The organism is Microbacterium sulfonylureivorans (assembly GCF_003999995.1).
Classification (GTDB): domain Bacteria; phylum Actinomycetota; class Actinomycetes; order Actinomycetales; family Microbacteriaceae; genus Microbacterium; species Microbacterium sulfonylureivorans.
In genome coordinates this window covers 645,560-663,714 of the sequence record NZ_RJAD01000002.1, presented here as the reverse complement: position 1 = coordinate 663,714, position 18,155 = coordinate 645,560, and the positions used below count along the sequence as shown (strand labels likewise).

Below are 18,155 nucleotides of genomic sequence, written 5' to 3'. Positions count from 1 at the left end.
GCGATCACCACCATGGCTCTGCGCACCCTCGATTCGCTGGGTTCGCTCGCAGGCAAGCGCGTCATCGTCCGCTGTGACCTCAACGTTCCTCTCAAGGACGCGGTCATTGCGGACGATGGCCGTGTGCGGGCATCCCTTCCCACGCTCAACGCCCTGATCAACCAGGGCGCACGGCTCGTCGTCTGCTCGCATCTGGGTCGCCCCGAGGGCGCGCCCGACGCGAAGTACAGCCTCGCGCCGGTCGCCCAGCGGCTGTCCGAGCTCCTCGGCAAGCCCGTCGCGTTCGCGCGCGACACCGTCGGCGAGTCCGCTCACGAGGCCGTCGCGGCTCTCGAGGACGGCGACGTCGCGGTGATCGAGAACCTCCGGTTCAACCCGGGCGAGACCGCGAAGGACGAGGGGGAGCGCCGGGCGTTCGCCGAGCAGCTCGCCGGACTCGGCGACGCGCTCGTCTCCGACGGGTTCGGCGTCGTCCACCGCAAGCAGGCGTCGGTGTACGAGCTCGCCGAGCTCCTGCCGTCCGCTGCCGGGCACCTGATCGCCACCGAGCTCGACGTGCTCGACCGGCTCACCGAGAACCCCGAGCGGCCGTACACGGTCGTGCTCGGCGGCTCGAAGGTGAGCGACAAGCTCGGTGTGATCTCGCACCTGCTTCCGCGCGTCGACAGGCTGCTCGTCGGCGGCGGCATGCTCTTCACCTTCCTCGCGGCCCAGGGCCACAAGGTCGGGTCGAGCCTGCTCGAGGCCGACCAGCTCGACACCGTCCGCGAGTACATGCGCCGTGCCGAGGAGTCGGGCGTCGAGCTCGTGCTCCCGACCGACGTCGTGGTGGCGTCGAAGTTCGGCGCCGATGCGGAGCACGTGGTGACCCGCGCCGACCAGATCGAGGAGACGCCGTTCGGGGCATCCGGTCTCGGTCTCGACATCGGTCCCGAGACGGCCGCGCGATTCGCCGACCTCGTCCGCGATTCGAAGACGGTGTTCTGGAACGGCCCGATGGGCGTGTTCGAGCTCGCGCCGTTCGCCGCGGGCACGAAGGCGGTCGCGAAGGCGCTCACCGAAGTCGACGGACTCTCCGTCGTGGGCGGCGGCGACTCCGCCGCCGCCGTTCGTCAGCTGGGCTTCGCCGACGACGAATTCGGCCACATCTCGACGGGCGGGGGCGCCAGCCTCGAGTTCCTCGAGGGCAAGAAGCTCCCCGGACTGGAGGTCCTCGGATGGCAGTAGTGGACAACGTGGGATCCGCGACGACTTCTCAGAAGCCGAGGACCCCGCTCATCGCCGGCAACTGGAAGATGAACCTCGACCACCTGCAGGCGGTCGCGTTCGTCCAGAAGCTGCACTGGACGCTCAAGGACGCCAAGCACGAGGACGGCTCGGTCGAGGTGGCGGTCTTCCCGCCCTTCACCGACCTCCGCACCGTGCAGACGCTCCTCGACGCCGACAAGATCCCGTTCGCGCTCGGCGCTCAGGACATCTCGTCGCACGACTCGGGCGCCTACACGGGTGAGGTGTCGGGCGCGTTCCTCGCGAAGCTCGACAACCGCTACGTGATCATCGGCCACTCCGAGCGTCGCGAGTACCACCACGAAGGCGACGACATCGTCGCCGCGAAGGTGCAGGCGGCGCTGAGGCACGGGCTCGTTCCGGTGATCTGCGTGGGCGAGACCGCGGAGGACCTCGAGAAGTACGGCGCCAGCGCCGTGCCGGTGGGGCAGCTCCAGGTCGCTCTCGAGGGCGTGAAGGCCGACGCCGACATCGTCGTGGCCTACGAGCCCGTCTGGGCGATCGGCTCCGGCCAGGCGGCGACGCCCGACCAGGCGCAGGACGTGTGCGCCAAGCTCCGGGGCGTCATCGCCGAGAAGCTGGGGGAGGATGCCGCGGCCCGCACGCGCGTTCTGTACGGCGGATCGGTGAAGTCGGCGAACATCGCGAGCTTCATGCGCGAGCCGGATGTGGACGGCGCGCTGGTCGGCGGGGCGAGCCTCGTCGCCGACGAGTTCGCCGCGATCATCCGATACCAGAAGCACGTCGGCGTCTGACCGGTATACTCGACCCTTGTGCGATCGGCGAATGATCGCGGCGAAAGGCTTCAACGACTGTGCAGATCCTCGAGTTCGTCCTGCAGGTGCTCCTCGGTATCACGAGCCTCCTGCTGACCCTCCTCATCCTGCTCCACAAGGGGCGCGGCGGCGGCTTGTCCGACATGTTCGGCGGCGGCATGACGTCCGCGCTGGGCTCGTCCGGTCTTGCTGAGCGCAACCTCAACCGCTTCACGGTGATCCTCGCCCTGACGTGGTTCGTCGCGATCGTGGCGCTCGGACTGATCACGAAGTTCCAGAGCCTCTGATGGCGACCGGAGGCAACGCGATCCGCGGCACCCGCGTCGGTGCCGGGCCGATGGGCGAGCAGGACCACGGCTACCACGCCGAGCGTGTGGCGGTGTCCTACTGGGACGCCCTCGGCAACGAGACGGTCCGCTACTTCGCCGCAGGGATCCCCGAGGAGGAGATCCCCGACACGATCGACTCGCCGCACTCCGGTCTTCCGGCCGGTCGCGACAAGGCCAATCCGCCTGCCGTGGCCAAGACCGAGCCGTACAAGACGCATCTCGCCTACGTGAAGGAGCGCCGCACCGAAGAAGAGGCCGACGCCCTCCTCGACGACGCCCTCAAGCAGCTGCGCGAGCGTCGCGGCCAGGACTGACGACACAGACGAACGAGAGGAGCGGATGCCTCGGCATCCGCTCTTCTCGTTCGTCTGTCAGTACTCGCGATCGATGAGTTCCGGCGGCACCTGTGCCGCCGCAGCCTGATCGACGAAGAAGACCGTGCGCTTGCGGCCCTTTGCGCCGGCAGCCGGAACGCTCGCGTAGCTGGCGCCCGCGAGGGCGAGGCCGAGAGCGGAGGCCTTGTCGGCGCCGGACAGGACCATCCACACGCGTTTCGAGCCGTTGATCACCGGACGGGTCATCGTCACGCGCTCGGGCGGGGGCTTGGGCGAATCGCGCACCGCGACCACGGAGCGATCCGTGATGAGGATCTCGGGGCGGTCGGGGAACAGCGACGCGATGTGCGCGTCGGGCCCGACGCCGAGGAAGCAGACGTCGAAGGACGGCCACGGTCCGTCGGCCCCGGCGAAGCGCGCGAGGTCGTCGGCGTAGGCCGCGGCCGCGGCATCCAGGTCGATGCCCTCATCGCTCGCGGCAGCGGCGTGGATGTTCGCGGCGGGTGTGTCGAGCGCGTCGAGCAGGGCGGCACGAGCCTGCTTCTCGTTGCGGTCGTCGTCGGCGCGGGGGACGAAGCGCTCGTCGCTCCACCAGAAATGGACGCGCGACCAGTCGATCCGCGCGATCCGCGGACTGCGGGCAGCGGCGGCGAGCACCGCCGAGCCCATCGAGCCGCCGGTGAGCGACACATGGGCGAGCTTGCCCTCGTCGACGCGCTTGGCCACCCGGTTGAGGAAGCGTGCGGCGACGGATTCCGCGAGCGTCGACGGGTCGGGAGCGATGACCACGCGCTTCTCGGCCCAGGCCTCAACCATGGGGCTCACTCACCGCGCGACTCACTCATGCGTCCTGCGTCTCCTTCGTCGCCGGAGGGTCGAGCAGCTCCCAGCCCTCCGTGATCACTCGACCATACAGGACGTCGGGATCCAGACGACGGAGCTCCTCGGCCAGGCACTCGCGGAGCGTGCGGCGCGGGAAGGCGAGCTCGTGACTGGGCTGACCCGGCTGCGTGAGGATCGCCGACGCCGAGCTCGGGCGCTCGAGGAGCACTTCGCCGCTCGCGCGGAGCAGCGAAACGGACTTGATGCCGTGCGGCCACTCCTCGGGGTCGAGGTACGCCCAGTCGACCGGCACGTCGAGTGCCAGACGCAGCCAGGCGGCCAGGAGCGCCGTCGACGGCGAGTCCGACGCGCCGCGCACGCGCACCGATAGGACCGGGTCGTACGGCGGCTGGTCGAGGATCGCGGCGAGCTGCTCGCGCCAGCGCGTGAGTCGCGTCCACGCCAGGTCGGTGTCACCGGGGGCGTACTGTGCGCCGAGCGCCGCGACCCATGCCGACGGGTCGGACTTGGTCGCCGCGTCGGTGATGCGTCGCTGCGCGATGCGGCCGATCGACGTCTTCGAGATGTTCTCCGGGGTGCGGTTGGGCCACCACACGACCACGGGAGCGTCCGGAAGGAGCAGTCCCGTGACGAGCGACTCGAGGTTCGAGCTGCCGGCCTCACCGGCCACGCGCAGCGTGACGACCTCGCTCGCTCCGGCGTCGCCTCCGACGCGGATCTGTGCGTCCAGTCGCGACTCCTCGTCGACGCCGTTTCCGATGATGAGCACGATGACCCGCATCGGATGCTCGCGGGACGCGTCGTTGGCGGCTTCGATGACCTCCTCCATCGCGCCCTCGCGCGTGAGGATGATGAGCGTCAGCACGCGGCCGAGCGCGACCGCCCCGCCTTCCTCCCGCACGCTCACGAGGGCGCGGGAGATCTTGCTGACGGTGGTGTCGGGAAGATCGACGATCACGGGCGCCTCCAGGTACGGCCGTCGCGGGCGAGCATCTCGTCCGCGGATGCCGGGCCCCACGACCCGGGCGAATACTGTTCGAGGGGTCCGCCCTGCTCTGTCCAGAACTTCTCGATCGGGTCGAGGATCTTCCAGGAGAGCTCGACCTCCTCGTGCCGGGGGAACAGCGGCGGGTCGCCGAGGAGCACGTCGAGGATGAGCCGCTCGTACGCCTCGGGGCTGGCCTCGGTGAACGCGTGGCCGTAGCCGAAGTCCATGGTCACATCGCGCACCTGGGCACCGGCACCGGGCACCTTCGAGCCGAACCTGATCGTGACGCCCTCATCGGGCTGGACGCGGATCACGAGAGCGTTCTGCCCCTGTCCGGATGTCTGGCTGCGCGAGAAGAGCAGTTCGGGCGCTCGCTTGAACACGACCGCGATCTCGGTGACACGGCGGCCGAGGCGCTTGCCGGTGCGGAGGTAGAACGGGACCCCTGCCCAGCGGCGGGTGTTCACCTCGAGGGTGATGGCAGCGTAGGTCTCCGTCGTCGACTCGGGGTTCATCCCGTCCTCTTCGAGGAAGCCGAGCACCTTCTCGCCGCCCTGCCAGCCGCCGGCGTACTGTCCTCGCGCGGTCGAGCGGGAGAGATCGGGGGGCAGCGTGACGGCGGCGAGCACCTTCTCCTTCTCGGCGCGCAGCTCCTTCGCATCGAACGAGATGGGCTCCTCCATCGCCGTGAGCGCCATCAGCTGGAGGAGGTGGTTCTGGATGACGTCTCGCGCCGCGCCGATGCCGTCGTAGTACCCCGCGCGACCTCCCACGCCGATGTCCTCGGCCATGGTGATCTGGACGTGATCGACGTAGTTGCGGTTCCAGATCGGCTCGTACAGCTCGTTCGCGAAGCGCAGCGCCAGGATGTTCTGGACCGTCTCCTTGCCGAGGTAGTGGTCGATGCGGAAGATCGAGTCCGTCGGGAAGGCGGACCGGAGGGCGTCGTTCAGCGCACGGGCCGAGTCGAGGTCGTGCCCGAACGGCTTCTCGATGACGACGCGGCGCCAGCGGTCGGGCTGGTCGGCCGTGTCGTCGACGAGTCCCGACTTCTTGAGCTGCTCGGCGACGATCGGGAAGTCCTTCGGCGGGATCGACAGGTAATAGGCGTGATTGCCCATCGTGCCTCGCTCGACGTCCAGCTTCTCGACGGTCTCGCGAAGCCGCTTGAACGCGTCGAGATCCCCGAACTCACCGGAGACGAAGCGGATGCCCTGCAGGAGCTGCTGCCACGTCTCGTCACGGAACTCCGTGCGGGAGTGCTGGCGGACGGCGTCGTGCACGACCTGCGCGAAGTCCTGGTCCTCCCAGTCGCGTCGGGCGAACCCGACCAGGGCGAACCCCGGGGGCAGCAGGCCGCGGTTGGCCAGGTCGTAGACGGCGGGCATCAGCTTCTTGCGGGAGAGGTCTCCCGTCACCCCGAAGATCACGAGAGCGCTCGGACCGGCGATGCGGTTGAGGCGGCGATCCTCGGGGTCGCGCAGCGGGTTGCTCCCGTGCGAGATCTCGACAGTCATCGGGGAGTGGGTCTCCTACTGGGCCGCCTCGAAGAGCGAGAGCACTTCGATCCGGGGGTCGGTGAGCGTGAGGGTGACGACCGGTCGGCCGTGTCCGTCCGCGAGCACGCTCGCGTCGCCGGCCGCCTGCGCCTGGATGAGCTGGCCGAAGGTGAACGGCCGCTCGGGGATCTCGAGGTCGACGTCGGTCTGCTCGAGGATCTGCAGGAACACGCCGTTCGCCGGGCCGCCCTTGTGGAACTGTCCGGTCGAGTGGAGGAAGCGCGGGCCCCAGCCGAACGTGGTCGGGCGTCCGGAGTCGGCGGCGACGAGCTCGCGCAGCCCCTGGAGCTGGTCGAGCTCCAGGCGGTTCACGTATGCCTGAATGGCGACGTAGCCGTCTTCGGGCAGGCGCGCCCAGAGCGCGTCGAGCACTCCGGCCACGGTTCCCGACACGGCGAGCGACGGGTCGGACACGCGCACCTCGACGCCGTCGACCGCGAAGGCCGGCTCGGCCTGCTCGGGTCGGGCGTCGAGCAGGCCGCGGGTCGCGATCTTGGCGGACTCGACGTCGGGCTGATCGAACGGGTTGATGCCGAGCATCTTGCCGGCGATCACGGTCGCGTACTCCCACACCACGAACTGGGCTCCGAGCGAGCCGCTCACGAGGATCTCGCCGTTGTGGTGCTCGAAGAGGTGGAACTTCTTCGCCTCATCGACCAGACGCACGATCTGCAGGTCGGCGGGCCGGCTCTCGACCTCGGGCGAGACCGGCAGCAGGACGACGGGCAGGATGCCGGTGCCCTCCTTGCCCGTCGACTCGGCGACGAGCTGCTCGATCCAGTCGGGCAGGCCGACGATGTGCGTGCCGTCGGTGACGAGTCCGAGCTTGTCGCGGCGGGGCTCGCCGCCCGCGATGGCCGCGGCGAGCACGAGCGCCGGGTTGTCGGGGCTGTCGATGGCGACCTCGAGGAGCGTCGCCTCCGCCTCGTCGAGGATCTCGGCGATGTCGACGCCGGCGAGACCGGTCGGCACGAGGCCGAACGCGGTCAGCGCCGAGTAGCGGCCGCCGACGGTCGGGTCGGCGTTGAAGACGGTGTAGCCGTCGGCCCGCGCGGCCTGGTCGAGCGGCGAACCGGGGTCGGTGACCACGACGATGCGCTCGAGCGGGTCGATGCCCAGATCGCGGAAAGCCGCCTCGAACGCCCTCTTGGCGGAGTCGGTCTCGACTGTGGAGCCCGACTTCGACGACACCACGAGGACCGTGTTGGTCAGGTCGCCCTGCTGCGCGTCGCCGTCGATCGCGGCGAGCACCTGGCCCGGCGAGGTCGAGTCGAGGATCACCAGGGGAACGCCTGCGGTCTGCGCGATGACCTCGGGGGCGAGCGACGAGCCGCCCATGCCGGCGAGGACGACACGCGTCACGCCCTTGGCCGCGAGCTGCTGACGGAGGGCCTCGATCTCGTTGACCAGGGGGCGCGAGACGGTGACCGCCTGCACCCAGCCGAGACGCTGGGATGCCTCGGCCTCGGCCTCGGGACCCCACAGCGAGCTGTCGCCCGCGGTGATGCCCGACGCGATGAGGCTGGCGACGAGGCTCGGGAGCGTCTCGTCGACCACCGACTTGACGTGGCCGCTCAGATGGATGTCGAAGCTCATCGCGCGACCTCGGGTGCGCTCTCCAGTGCGGTCTTGACCGTGCCCTGCAGGTCGTGCCACGACGCGATGAACTTCTCGACGCCCTCGTCCTCGAGCACCTGGGTGACGTCGGCGAAGTCGACGCCCACGGCAGCGAGGTCTGCGAAGACCTTGTGCGCGGCCTCGTAGGTGCCCGTCACGGTGTCGCCTGCCACCTGGCCGTGGTCGAAGGTCGCCTCGAGGGTCTTCTCGGGCATCGTGTTCACGGTGCCGGGGGCGACCAGTTCTGTCACGTACAGCGTGTCGGGGAGCGACGGGTCCTTGACCCCGGTCGATGCCCAGAGCGGACGCTGCGCATTGGCCCCGGCATCCGTCAGCGCCTTCGCGCGGTCGGTCGCGAACTCCTTCTCGAAGAGCTCGTAGGCCAGACGCGCGTTGGCGACGCCGGCGAGCGAGGTCAGCCCCGCGGCCTCGTCGGTGCCGACGGTCTTGAGACGCTTGTCGACCTCGGTGTCGACGCGCGACACGAAGAACGACGCGACCGAGTGGATCTGCGAGATGTCGTGCCCGGCATCCTTCGCCTTCTCGATGCCGGAGAGGTACGCGTCGATGACCTCGGCGTAGCGCTCCAGGCTGAAGATGAGGGTGACGTTGACCGAGATGCCCTCGGCGAGCACCGCGGTGATCGCCGGGAGGCCCGCTTTGGTCGCGGGGATCTTGATGTGGACGTTCGGGCGGCCGACCTTCGCCCACAGCTCCTTGGCCTGGACGATCGTCGCATCGGTGTCGTGCGCGAGGTCGGGGGAGACCTCGATCGACACGCGGCCGTCGACGCCGTGCGTGGCGTCGTAGACGGGACGGAAGATGTCGGCGGCGTCGCGGACGTCGTCGGTCGTCGCGGCGAAGATCGCCTCGTCGACGCTCGCGCCCCGGCCCGCCAGCTCGGCGATCTGGGCGGCGTACGCGTGGCCGCCGCCGCCGATGGCGCCCTGGAAGATCGTCGGGTTCGTCGTGACACCGCTGACGTTGCGGGTGCTGATGAGCTCGGTGAGGTTGCCCGACGTGATGCGCTCGCGCGACAGGTCGTCGAGCCAGATGCTCACGCCGGCGGCGGCGAGCTGTTCGGTGGGGGTGCTCATGCTGCGTTCTCCTTGATGGACTCGCGTGCCGCCTCGACGACGGCGTCGGCGGTGATGCCGAACTTCTGGAACAGGGTCTTGTAGTCGGCGGAGGCGCCGAAGTGCTCGATCGACACCGAACGGCCCTTGTCGCCGACGATGTCGCGCCACGTCAGGCCGATGCCGGCCTCGACGGACACACGGGCGGTCACGTCCTTGGGCAGGACCGACTCGCGGTAGGCCTCGTCCTGCTCGGCGAACCACTCGAGCGACGGCGCCGACACCACGCGGGCGTTGATGCCCTCGGCGGCGAGCGTCTCTCGCGCCGAGACGGCGAGCTGGACCTCGGAGCCGGTGCCGATGAGGATCACGTCCGGCGTGCCGCCGGGGGCCTCGGCCAGCACGTAGGCGCCCTTCGCGGCCAGATCGGCCGATGCGAACACGTCACCGGATGCCTCGCCCTCGCCGCGGGCGAACACAGGGATGTTCTGGCGGGTCAGGGCGATGCCGGCCGGTCCGGCGTTGCGACGGAGAAGCTCGAGCCACGCGACCGAGGTCTCGTTCGCGTCGGCCGGACGCACCACCGTGAAGTTCGGGATGGCGCGCAGCGTCGCGAGCTGCTCGATCGGCTGGTGGGTCGGCCCGTCCTCGCCGAGCGCGACGGAGTCGTGCGTCCACACGAAGATCGACGGGATGCCCATCAGCGCCGCCAGACGCACCGAGGGGCGCATGTAATCGCTGAAGATGAGGAACGTGCCGCCGAAGGCGCGGGTCGGCCCGTGCAGCACGATGCCGTTGACGATCGCGCCCATGGCGTGCTCGCGGATGCCGAAGTGCAGGACCCGGCCGTAGGGGTCGCCCGACCACTCATGCGTCGACCACTCGGCGGGGATGAAGCTCTTGCCGTCCTTGATGGTGGTGAGGTTCGACTCGGCCAGGTCGGCCGATCCGCCCCACAGCTCGGGGAGCTCAGCGGCGAGGGCGTTGATCACGACGCCGGATGCGGCACGGGTCGAGACGTCCTTGCCGGCCTCGAACGACGGCAGCGCGTCGGCGATGCCCTCGGGCAGCTCGCGGGCCTGCACGCGGTCGAACAGCGCCTTGCGCTCCGGGTTGGCGGCGGCCCAGGCGTCGAACGACTCCTGCCACACGGAGCGCTCCTCGGCGGCGCGCTCCTTGAGGGAGCGCGTGTGGGCGATGATGTCGTCGGCGACGACGAAGCTCTGCTCGGGGTCGAAGCCGAGGACCTTCTTGGTCGCAGCGAGCTCGTCGGCGCCGAGGGCGGAGCCGTGGATCTTGCCCGTGTTCTGCTTGCCGGGGGAGGGCCAGCCGATGATGGTGCGCAGCACGATGAGCGACGGCTTGGCGGTCTCGCCCTTGGCGGCCTCGATCGCGGCGAAGAGCTCGGCGACGTCCTCGACGTATTCGCCGGTCTTCTTCCAGTCGACGATCTGCACGTGCCAGCCGTACGACTCGTAGCGCTTGGCGACGTCCTCGGTGAAGGCGACGTTGGTGTCGTCCTCGATCGAGATCTGGTTCGAGTCGTAGATGGCGATGAGGTTGCCGAGCTGCTGGTGGCCCGCGAGGCTGGATGCCTCGGACGTGACGCCCTCCTGCAGATCGCCGTCGCCCGCGATGACGTACACGTGGTGGTCGAAGGGGGACTCGCCGGCCGCGGCATCCGGGTCGAACAGGCCGCGCTCGTAGCGGGCGGCGTAGGCGAACCCGACCGACGAGGCCAGTCCCTGGCCGAGCGGGCCGGTGGTGATCTCGACGCCGTCGGTGTGGCCGAACTCGGGGTGACCCGGCGTGAGGGAGCCCCACGTGCGCAGTGCCTTCAGGTCGTCGAGCTCGAGGCCGAAGCCGCCCAGGTACAGCTGGACGTACTGCGTCAGCGACGAGTGCCCGGCCGACAGGATGAACCGGTCTCGACCCACCCAGTGCGTGTTCGCGGGGTCGTGGCGCAGAACGCGCTGGTACAGCAGGTAGGCCGCAGGGGCCAGGCTCATCGCCGTGCCGGGGTGGCCGTTGCCGACCTTCTCCACGGCATCCGCTGCCAGCACGCGAGCGGTGTCCACCGCGCGCCGATCGATTTCATCCCAACGCAGTTCCGACACCCGGACCGCCTCTCTAATGAAGGTGCGCCCAGACGAGGACCGCTCCGCGTCCTTGTCCGGTGGTGGAGAAGGGGGAATCGGCGTGGGGCGCGCGTGTGGTTTCAGCATAGCGAAGGGGCATACCACCCCGGCCATGTGAGCCGCTGTGTGACAGAGTCTTGCGAACCCCGGCTCGTGTTCCGTGTCGGCGTCGTGTCGCCGGAGTGACGTTCTCCTCACGCGGAGGCCGACCGGATTGTGAGCGCTCGCGCCGGCGCCGGGCGGGCCGGGCCGATGCCATAGACTTAAGCGATTCTGCACGCGGCGATTGCGGGGGCGATGGACATCACGACGACAGCGGGAGCCGAGGCATCTGCTCAGGCAGCCCGCCCGTCCCGCCAGCCGTTCGGTCGCACCGTCCGCGCCTATATCGCGCTGATGAAGCCTCGCGTCCTCGAGCTGCTCCTGGTGACGACGGTGCCGGTCATGATCCTCGCCCAGGGCGGGCTGCCGGACCTGTGGCTCGTCGTGGCGACCGTGATCGGCGGCACCGCGAGCGCCGGCTCGGCCGCGGCGTTCAACATGTACCTCGACCGCGACATCGATGCGCACATGCAGCGCACCGTGAACCGCCCGCTCGTCACGGGCGAGGTATCGCCGCGCGGGGCACTGGTGTTCGCCTGGACCCTGGCGGTGTTCTCGACCGCGTGGCTGTGGCTCACGACCAACTGGCTCGCAGCGACGCTGTCCGCCGCCGCGATCTTCTTCTACGTCGTGATCTACACGATGATCCTGAAGCGCCGCACCGAGCAGAACATCGTGTGGGGCGGCATCGCCGGCTGCTTCCCCGTGCTCATCGGATGGACCGCCGTGACCGGATCGCTCGCGTGGCCGCCCGTCATCCTCTTCGCGCTCGTCTTCCTGTGGACGCCGCCGCACTACTGGCCGCTCTCGATGAAGTACAAGGAGCAGTACGAAGAGGTGCACGTGCCGATGCTGGGCGCCACCCGCAACGGCTCGCAGGTCGGCCTGCAGGTCATCCTCTATGCGTGGGCGACCGTCGCGTGCTCCCTGCTCCTCATCCCCGTCGCCGACATGGGACTCGTCTACATCGTGTCGTCGCTGGTCTTCGGCGGCTGGTTCATCTACGAGTCGCACCGCCTCTACAACCGCGCCGTGCGGGGCACGGAGCCGCGCCCGATGCGCGTGTTCCACGCCTCGATCACCTACCTGACGCTCATCTTCGTCGCGATCGCGGTCGATCCGCTGCTGCCGTTCTAGGCGCGTACCACAGCGCGAAGAAGGCCCGCCGCCCCGATCATCCGGGACGGCGGGCCTTCTTCGCGCGCAGGTCAGCGGGTGGCTGCGGATGCCTCGCGCTCGGCGTCCTCGTCGGACCGGCCGACGGTCTCGACCGCGGCGGTGTAGCCCAGGCCGCGCTCGTAGCCGTGCACGGAGCCGTCTTCGATGTCATCGGTCGCGGAGTCCCAGTCGAGGGGCTCGACGACCTCCACCGGTGCCGACGGGCGCAGCGTCGCGAGGGACGCGACGGTCAGGGCGAGCAGGATGCCGACGACGCCCGCGCCGACGAGCACGGCGCCGAACACGGCCTGCGACTGGCCGACGTAGACCTCGACGCCGGTCGCGGTGCCGTCAGTCAGTGTCGTGGTCATGGTGCCGAGCTTCTCGGTGAGGACCAGGGCGCCGTACCCGGCGGTGCCGAGGGACGCGGCGACGAGACCCCAGAACGGGATGCTGCGGACAAGGGCGGGACGGCTGCTCACGGGCGACTCCTCAAGGTGATCCGCGGACCCGGGTGGGCCGCGGCATCCGCCACGCTTCCACCCGTCTTCGTGCAGGAGCCTTGCATCGCCTATGAGTCCGCTGTGCGGGGCAGTGCGCCTGTCGGCGCCGTGAGGTTCATCACGACGGCTGTCATGGCTGCGACGAGCATGACGGCGAGCACCATGTGGATGTTGACCAGGAAGATCGGCAGTCCTGCGCGCGCCTGCCACAGTCCGACCGCGATCTGCACGAGTTCGACTGCGAGCAGCAGTCCGCTCCACAGGGTCAGGCGCAGCGCCGGGGGAGTGCGGCGCGCGCCGACGACGAGCACGAGCGTCAGCGCGAAGGTGATGTAGGCGGGCCACGAGTGCACGTGCTGCATGAACTCGGGGTTCAGGCCGTTGCGCGCCGCGCCGTGGTCGCCGGCATGAGGTCCGGAGCCGGTGACCAGGATTCCGACCACGACCGTCACGAGCACGAAGAAGCTCGTGAGGTGCGTCGTCATCGCATACCAGCGGGGCACGGCGAGCGCGCGGGGCCCCGGCGTCGCGTACACGCGCACGACCAGCGCGGCTGAGAGTGCGACCAGGAGAACGGACGCGAAGTAGTGGAGTCCGACGACGTAGGGGTTGAGGTTCGTGAGGACGGTGATGCCGCCGATGATCGCCTGGAGCGGCACGTACAGGCCGATGCCCAGCGACAGCCAGAAGAGATCGCCGCGCTCGCGGCGCATCCGCACGACGAAGAGGAACATGAGGATCGCGACGACCACGAGCACGAAGGTGAGGAGGCGGTTGCCGAACTCGATCACGCCGTGGATGCCCATCTCGGGCGTCGCGATGAGGGAGTCGTCGGTGCACTGCGGCCAGGTCGGGCATCCGAGTCCCGATCCCGTGAGCCGCACCAGGCCCCCGGTGCCGACGATCCCGATCTGCACGACGAGCGTCGCCCACGCCAGGACGATCACGCGGCGGTCGATCGTCGAGGGCAGCCAGGCCCAGAACCGACGCCCGATCTCGACGATCCGGTTCCAGAGTCGCCGCAGCATTCCGGGACGTGTCGTGGTCGTCGGTTCCGCGGACATGCGTGTGGTCGCCTCCTAGGGCCGGTTCCGCACACGGGGCGTGCAAGACACGCGGGGCCCGGCGCCGGGGTGGAACCTGTAGAATCAAGGGGTCGGTCGCGCACGCACAGAACCACAGGGTTCGGGCGCGCGAACCACTGACAGTCTAGGCGCGATGGTCAGCGCCGAATGAGAGGGCCCACGAGCGGCATCCCCCTCCGGTAACTCCACCGGAGGAGCCGGAATGCCGGGGCGGATGAACCGCCAGAGCCCGGAGGAGAAACCTGACGATGTCTGATGTGCTGATCGATCGCCCGGAGCTGGATGGCCTGGGCGTCTACGAGTTCGGGTGGCACGACACCGATGCCGCAGGCGCCGTCGCGCAGCGAGGCATCAACGAGAACGTCGTTCGCGGCATCTCGGCTCTCAAGAGCGAGCCCGAATGGATGCTGAAGACCCGGCTCAAGGGCTATCAGCTGTTCGGCCGCAAGCCGATGCCGACGTGGGGAGCCGATCTCAGCGAGATCGACTTCGACAACATCAAGTACTTCGTGCGCTCGACCGAGAAGCAGGCGGGCTCCTGGGAGGAGCTCCCCGAAGAGATCCGCAACACGTACGAGCGCCTGGGCATCCCCGAGGCCGAGCGTCAGCGCCTGGTCGCCGGCGTCGCCGCGCAGTACGAGTCCGAGGTGGTCTACCACCAGATCAACGAGCAGCTCGAGGCCCAGGGCGTCATCTTCATGGACACCGACACGGCCCTGCGCGAGCACCCGGAGTTCTTCGAGGAGTACTTCGGCACCGTGATTCCCGCCGGCGACAACAAGTTCGCCGCGCTGAACACCGCCGTCTGGTCGGGAGGCTCGTTCGTCTACGTGCCCCCGGGCGTACACGTCGAGATCCCGCTGCAGGCGTACTTCCGCATCAACACCGAGAACATGGGCCAGTTCGAGCGGACGCTGATCATCGCCGACGAGGGCTCGTACGTCCACTACATCGAGGGCTGCACCGCCCCGATCTACAAGAGCGACTCGCTGCACTCGGCCGTCGTCGAGATCATCGTGAAGAAGAACGCTCGCGTGCGGTACACGACGATCCAGAACTGGTCGAACAACGTCTACAACCTCGTCACCAAGCGCGCGATCGCGCACGAGGGCGCCACCATGGAGTGGATCGACGGCAACATCGGCTCGAAGGTGACGATGAAGTACCCGTCGATCTTCCTCGTGGGCGAGCACGCCAAGGGCGAGACGCTCTCCGTCGCCTTCGCCGGTCCCGGCCAGCACCAGGACGCCGGCGCGAAGATGATCCACATGGCGCCGTACACGCAGTCGTCGATCGTCTCGAAGTCGATCGCCCGCGGCGGCGGCCGCGCCGGCTACCGCGGTGAGGTGCGGGTGGACGCCAATGCGCACCACTCCGCGAACACCGTGCGCTGCGACGCCCTGCTCGTCGACACCATCTCGCGCTCCGACACCTATCCGGCGATCGACATCCGCGTCGACGACGTGCAGCTCGGCCACGAGGCGACCGTGTCGAAGGTCAGCGAGGAGCAGCTCTTCTACCTGATGAGCCGCGGCATGCCCGAGGACGAGGCCATGGCGATGATCGTCCGCGGCTTCATCGAGCCGATCGCCCGCGAGCTTCCGATGGAATACGCACTCGAACTGAACAAGCTCATCGAGATGGGCATGGAAGGATCCGTCGGCTAGTGAGTTCCGTGACCCAGGCCCCCGTCACCGTCCCCGGTGCGAAGGGCCACACCGATGGCGCCGGTGCGTTCGTGCCCGTGCAGACCCGCGACGAGCGTCCCCGTTCGTACGATCCGTCCGACTTCGAGGCCCCGACCGGGCGCGAGGTGAACTGGAAGCACACTCCGGTCGACCGCCTGACGCGCCTGTTCGCCGATGAGGCGGGCGACGCCGGCGCCGTGTCGGTCGCCGTGTCCGGACCCGTGGCCGCGGCCGGCCTCGCGGTCGGCGCCGCACCGCGCGGCGAGGTCTTCCTCCCCGACGACCTCCCCGCCGCGATCGCATGGAGCCGCTCCGCGGAGGCGCTGTACATCACCGTCCCGGTGGAGGCCGAGCTCGACGAACCCGTCGTCATCGAGTCGGTGGGCGGTTCCGCCGGCCTCGTGGCGCACGCGCACATCGTGATCGAGGCATCGCGCCACAGCCGCGCCACGGTCGTGCTGCGTCATGTCGGCGCCGCCCAGTTCGCCCAGAACGTCGAGGTCATCGTCCGCGAAGGCGCTCACCTCGAGGTCGTCACGGTGCAGCAGTGGGACGACGAGGCCGTGCACGCGGCATCCCACCAGGCCCGCGTCGAGCGCGATGCCACACTCCGCCACATCGTCGTCAGCTTCGGCGGCGGCGTCGTCCGGGTGAACCCGAGCGTCGAACTCGCCGGCACCGGCTCGCGGGCCGAGCTCTACGGCCTCAGCTACTCCGATGCCGGCCAGCACCTCGAGAGCCAGGTCTACCTGCACCACAAGGGCGCCGAGACGACCGGCGACGTGCTCTACAAGGGCGCGCTCCAGGGAGCGGCGGCACGGAGCGTCTGGATCGGCGACGTCCTCATCGGGCCGGATGCCGTGGGCACCGACTCGTACGAGGCGAACCGCAACCTCGTCCTCACCGACGGCGCACGCGCCGAGTCGATCCCGAACCTGGAGATCGAGACCGGAGACATCCGCGGCGCCGGGCACGCCAGCGCGACGGGACGCTTCGACGACGAGCAGCTGTTCTACCTGCAGGCGCGAGGCATCCAGGAGGATGAGGCGCGCCGCATGGTCGTGCTCGGCTTCCTCGCCGAGATCGTGCAGAAGCTCGGCGTCCCAGAACTCGAGGCCGAGCTGTTCGCCGCCATCGAGGAAGAGCTCGCACGGGAGGTCGCCCGATGACCGCACAGCGCGTCTGCGCCCTCAGCGAGCTCGAGCAGGACTCCGCGATCCGCGTCGAGGTCGACGGTGTCGCCATGGCCGTCGTGCTCGACTCCGCCGGTGAGGTCCACGCGATCGGCGACACCTGCACGCACGGCGACATCTCGCTCGCCGAAGGCTTCGTCGACGGCGACTCGCTGGAGTGCTGGGCTCACGGCTCGGCGTTCTCGCTGCTCACCGGAAAGCCCCTCAACCTCCCCGCGTACGAGCCCGTCCCCGTCTTCGCCGTCGTGATCGACGGTGACGACGTGCTCATCGACCCCACTGTCAAAAAGGAAGTCTGAATGTCTGTCCTCGAGATCCGCGACCTGCATGTGACGGTCGAGACGGATGCCGGAATCACCCCCATCCTCAACGGCGTGACGCTCACGATCCGCACCGGCGAGACCCACGCCATCATGGGCCCCAACGGCTCCGGCAAGTCGACGCTGGCGTACACGATCGCCGGTCACCCGAAGTACACGGTCACGAGCGGCTCGATCTCGCTCGACGGCGAGAACGTGCTGGAGATGTCTGTCGACGAGCGCGCACGCGCGGGGCTCTTCCTCGCGATGCAGTATCCGGTCGAGATCCCCGGCGTCACGGTCACCAACTTCCTCCGCACCGCGAAGACCGCGATCGAGGGCGAGGCGCCGTCGATCCGCACGTGGACCAAGGACGTAAAGCAGTCCATGAAGGCTCTGCGGATGGACCCCAAGTTCGCTCAGCGCAACGTCAACGAGGGGTTCTCCGGCGGCGAGAAGAAGCGCCACGAGATCCTGCAGCTCGAGCTGCTCAAGCCGCAGCTCGCGATCCTCGACGAGACCGATTCGGGACTCGACGTCGACGCGCTGAAGATCGTGTCGGAGGGTGTCAACCGCGCCAAGGAGCAGACCGGCCTCGGCGTCCTCCTCATCACCCACTACACGCGGATCCTGCGCTACATCCACCCCGACTTCGTCCATGTCATGGTGGGCGGCCGGATCGTCGAGGAGGGCGGCCCCGAGCTGGCCGACCGTCTCGAGGACGAGGGCTACGACCGCTACCTCCCCTCGGGCGAGGAAGAGCCGGCCGACGCCGCCGTCGTCAGCGAAGCATAGAATCGTTACATGACCGCAACGCTCACACCCGAGAAGTACGACGAGGTCACCGAAGCTCTCAAGGACGTCATGGACCCCGAGCTGGGGATCAATGTCGTCGACCTCGGCCTGATCTACGACCTCGGGTGGGATGACGAGAACGACGCGCTGGTCATCCACATGACACTGACGTCGGCGGGCTGCCCGCTGACCGACGTGCTCGAGGAGCAGACGGCCCAGGCGCTCGACGAGGTCGTGGACCGCTTCCGCATCAACTGGGTGTGGATGCCGCCGTGGGGTCCCGAGCGGATCACCGACGACGGCCGCGACATGATGCGGGCGCTCGGCTTCGCGATCTGACCCGCGCCCCGTCGCGTTTCGAACGGTGACGCCCGAATCGGGCCC

The 18,155-nt window shown here is 69.1% G+C and carries 18 protein-coding genes; 10 read left to right on the top strand and 8 right to left on the bottom strand.

The annotated features are described in order from the left end of the window. The first annotated feature begins 12 nt into the window (after positions 1–12). Genes EER34_RS12700 through EER34_RS12685 form a run of 4 tightly spaced genes read left to right on the top strand, consistent with a single transcriptional unit; the run spans position 13 to position 2,706 of the window. On the top strand, positions 13–1,227 hold the full coding sequence (locus EER34_RS12700) for a phosphoglycerate kinase (protein WP_127475339.1): 1,215 nt from the start codon (positions 13–15) through the stop codon (positions 1,225–1,227). A gap of 8 nt (positions 1,228–1,235) precedes the next feature. Beyond that, positions 1,236–2,042: a triose-phosphate isomerase gene (tpiA, locus tag EER34_RS12695; protein ID WP_276317252.1), complete on the top strand. Its 807-nt coding sequence runs from the start codon at positions 1,236–1,238 to the stop codon at positions 2,040–2,042. Between the two features lie 59 nt (positions 2,043–2,101). Then, a complete protein-coding gene (secG, locus tag EER34_RS12690; protein ID WP_127475335.1) occupies positions 2,102–2,350 on the top strand; it encodes a preprotein translocase subunit SecG in 249 nt (82 codons plus the stop codon). Beyond that, on the top strand, positions 2,350–2,706 hold the full coding sequence (locus tag EER34_RS12685) for an RNA polymerase-binding protein RbpA (protein ID WP_127475334.1): 357 nt from the start codon (positions 2,350–2,352) through the stop codon (positions 2,704–2,706). The genes secG and EER34_RS12685 overlap by 1 nt, the downstream gene beginning before the upstream one ends. A 57-nt stretch (positions 2,707–2,763) precedes the next feature. On the opposite strand, the gene pgl is transcribed toward EER34_RS12685, so the two are convergent. The 6 genes from pgl to tkt are packed head-to-tail and all read right to left on the bottom strand — an operon-like array spanning position 2,764 to position 10,927. Continuing rightward, on the bottom strand, positions 2,764–3,543 hold the full coding sequence (pgl, locus tag EER34_RS12680) for a 6-phosphogluconolactonase (protein ID WP_127475332.1): 780 nt from the start codon (positions 3,541–3,543) through the stop codon (positions 2,764–2,766). 25 nt (positions 3,544–3,568) lie between these two features. Further along, positions 3,569–4,528, bottom strand: a complete 960-nt coding sequence (locus EER34_RS12675) for a glucose-6-phosphate dehydrogenase assembly protein OpcA (protein WP_127475330.1) — start codon at positions 4,526–4,528, stop codon at positions 3,569–3,571. Next, a complete protein-coding gene (gene zwf / locus EER34_RS12670) occupies positions 4,525–6,075 on the bottom strand; it encodes a glucose-6-phosphate dehydrogenase (protein ID WP_127475329.1) in 1,551 nt (516 codons plus the stop codon). Before zwf ends, EER34_RS12675 begins: the two co-directional genes overlap by 4 nt. Positions 6,076–6,090: 15 nt before the next feature. After that, complete coding sequence (locus EER34_RS12665; RefSeq protein ID WP_127475327.1) at positions 6,091–7,713, bottom strand: glucose-6-phosphate isomerase; 1,623 nt, start codon at positions 7,711–7,713, stop codon at positions 6,091–6,093. Then, positions 7,710–8,831 carry a transaldolase gene (gene tal, locus EER34_RS12660; protein WP_127475326.1) on the bottom strand — a complete coding sequence of 374 codons (1,122 nt, stop codon included), beginning with the start codon at positions 8,829–8,831 and terminating at the stop codon, positions 7,710–7,712. The genes EER34_RS12665 and tal overlap by 4 nt, the downstream gene beginning before the upstream one ends. Further along, complete coding sequence (gene tkt / locus EER34_RS12655) at positions 8,828–10,927, bottom strand: transketolase (RefSeq protein WP_127475324.1); 2,100 nt, start codon at positions 10,925–10,927, stop codon at positions 8,828–8,830. Before tkt ends, tal begins: the two co-directional genes overlap by 4 nt. Positions 10,928–11,245: 318 nt before the next feature. On the opposite strand from tkt, the gene EER34_RS12650 reads away from it, so the two are divergent. Then, positions 11,246–12,187, top strand: a complete 942-nt coding sequence (locus EER34_RS12650; protein WP_127475322.1) for a heme o synthase — start codon at positions 11,246–11,248, stop codon at positions 12,185–12,187. A 71-nt stretch (positions 12,188–12,258) separates the two neighbouring features. Here EER34_RS12650 and EER34_RS12645 read toward each other — a convergent pair whose 3' ends face one another. Continuing rightward, complete coding sequence (locus tag EER34_RS12645; protein WP_127475321.1) at positions 12,259–12,690, bottom strand: dinucleotide-utilizing enzyme; 432 nt, start codon at positions 12,688–12,690, stop codon at positions 12,259–12,261. 89 nt (positions 12,691–12,779) lie between these two features. Further along, positions 12,780–13,739, bottom strand: a complete 960-nt coding sequence (locus EER34_RS12640) for a COX15/CtaA family protein (protein WP_127475665.1) — start codon at positions 13,737–13,739, stop codon at positions 12,780–12,782. A gap of 305 nt (positions 13,740–14,044) precedes the next feature. On the opposite strand from EER34_RS12640, the gene sufB reads away from it, so the two are divergent. From sufB to EER34_RS12615, 5 genes are read left to right on the top strand one after another with little or no spacing between them, the layout of a single operon-like run. Continuing rightward, complete coding sequence (gene sufB / locus EER34_RS12635; RefSeq protein ID WP_127475319.1) at positions 14,045–15,463, top strand: Fe-S cluster assembly protein SufB; 1,419 nt, start codon at positions 14,045–14,047, stop codon at positions 15,461–15,463. Then, positions 15,463–16,653 (top strand): Fe-S cluster assembly protein SufD, encoded by a 1,191-nt coding sequence (gene sufD, locus EER34_RS12630; protein WP_127475318.1) that lies wholly within the window; start codon positions 15,463–15,465, stop codon positions 16,651–16,653. Before sufB ends, sufD begins: the two co-directional genes overlap by 1 nt. Further along, entirely contained in the window at positions 16,650–16,976 is a 327-nt protein-coding gene (locus EER34_RS12625; protein WP_127475316.1) for a non-heme iron oxygenase ferredoxin subunit, read from the top strand. The genes sufD and EER34_RS12625 overlap by 4 nt, the downstream gene beginning before the upstream one ends. Next, complete coding sequence (gene sufC / locus EER34_RS12620) at positions 16,977–17,771, top strand: Fe-S cluster assembly ATPase SufC (RefSeq protein ID WP_127475315.1); 795 nt, start codon at positions 16,977–16,979, stop codon at positions 17,769–17,771. 9 nt (positions 17,772–17,780) lie between these two features. Then, positions 17,781–18,110, top strand: coding sequence for a metal-sulfur cluster assembly factor (locus tag EER34_RS12615; RefSeq protein ID WP_127475313.1), 330 nt, complete (start codon positions 17,781–17,783; stop codon positions 18,108–18,110). Positions 18,111–18,155 lie beyond the last annotated feature (45 nt).

Coding starts and splice junctions, on each gene's coding strand:
- EER34_RS12700 (WP_127475339.1), top strand. CDS start 13: ATGGCTCTGCGCACCCTCGATTCGCTGGGTTCGCTCGCAGGCAAGCGC.
- EER34_RS12685 (WP_127475334.1), top strand. CDS start 2,350: ATGGCGACCGGAGGCAACGCGATCCGCGGCACCCGCGTCGGTGCCGGG.
- pgl (WP_127475332.1), bottom strand. CDS start 3,543: ATGGTTGAGGCCTGGGCCGAGAAGCGCGTGGTCATCGCTCCCGACCCG.
- zwf (WP_127475329.1), bottom strand. CDS start 6,075: ATGACTGTCGAGATCTCGCACGGGAGCAACCCGCTGCGCGACCCCGAG.
- EER34_RS12665 (WP_127475327.1), bottom strand. CDS start 7,713: ATGAGCTTCGACATCCATCTGAGCGGCCACGTCAAGTCGGTGGTCGAC.
- tal (WP_127475326.1), bottom strand. CDS start 8,831: ATGAGCACCCCCACCGAACAGCTCGCCGCCGCCGGCGTGAGCATCTGG.
- EER34_RS12650 (WP_127475322.1), top strand. CDS start 11,246: ATGGACATCACGACGACAGCGGGAGCCGAGGCATCTGCTCAGGCAGCC.
- EER34_RS12640 (WP_127475665.1), bottom strand. CDS start 13,739: ATGCTGCGGCGACTCTGGAACCGGATCGTCGAGATCGGGCGTCGGTTC.
- sufB (WP_127475319.1), top strand. CDS start 14,045: ATGTCTGATGTGCTGATCGATCGCCCGGAGCTGGATGGCCTGGGCGTC.
- EER34_RS12625 (WP_127475316.1), top strand. CDS start 16,650: ATGACCGCACAGCGCGTCTGCGCCCTCAGCGAGCTCGAGCAGGACTCC.
- sufC (WP_127475315.1), top strand. CDS start 16,977: ATGTCTGTCCTCGAGATCCGCGACCTGCATGTGACGGTCGAGACGGAT.
- EER34_RS12615 (WP_127475313.1), top strand. CDS start 17,781: ATGACCGCAACGCTCACACCCGAGAAGTACGACGAGGTCACCGAAGCT.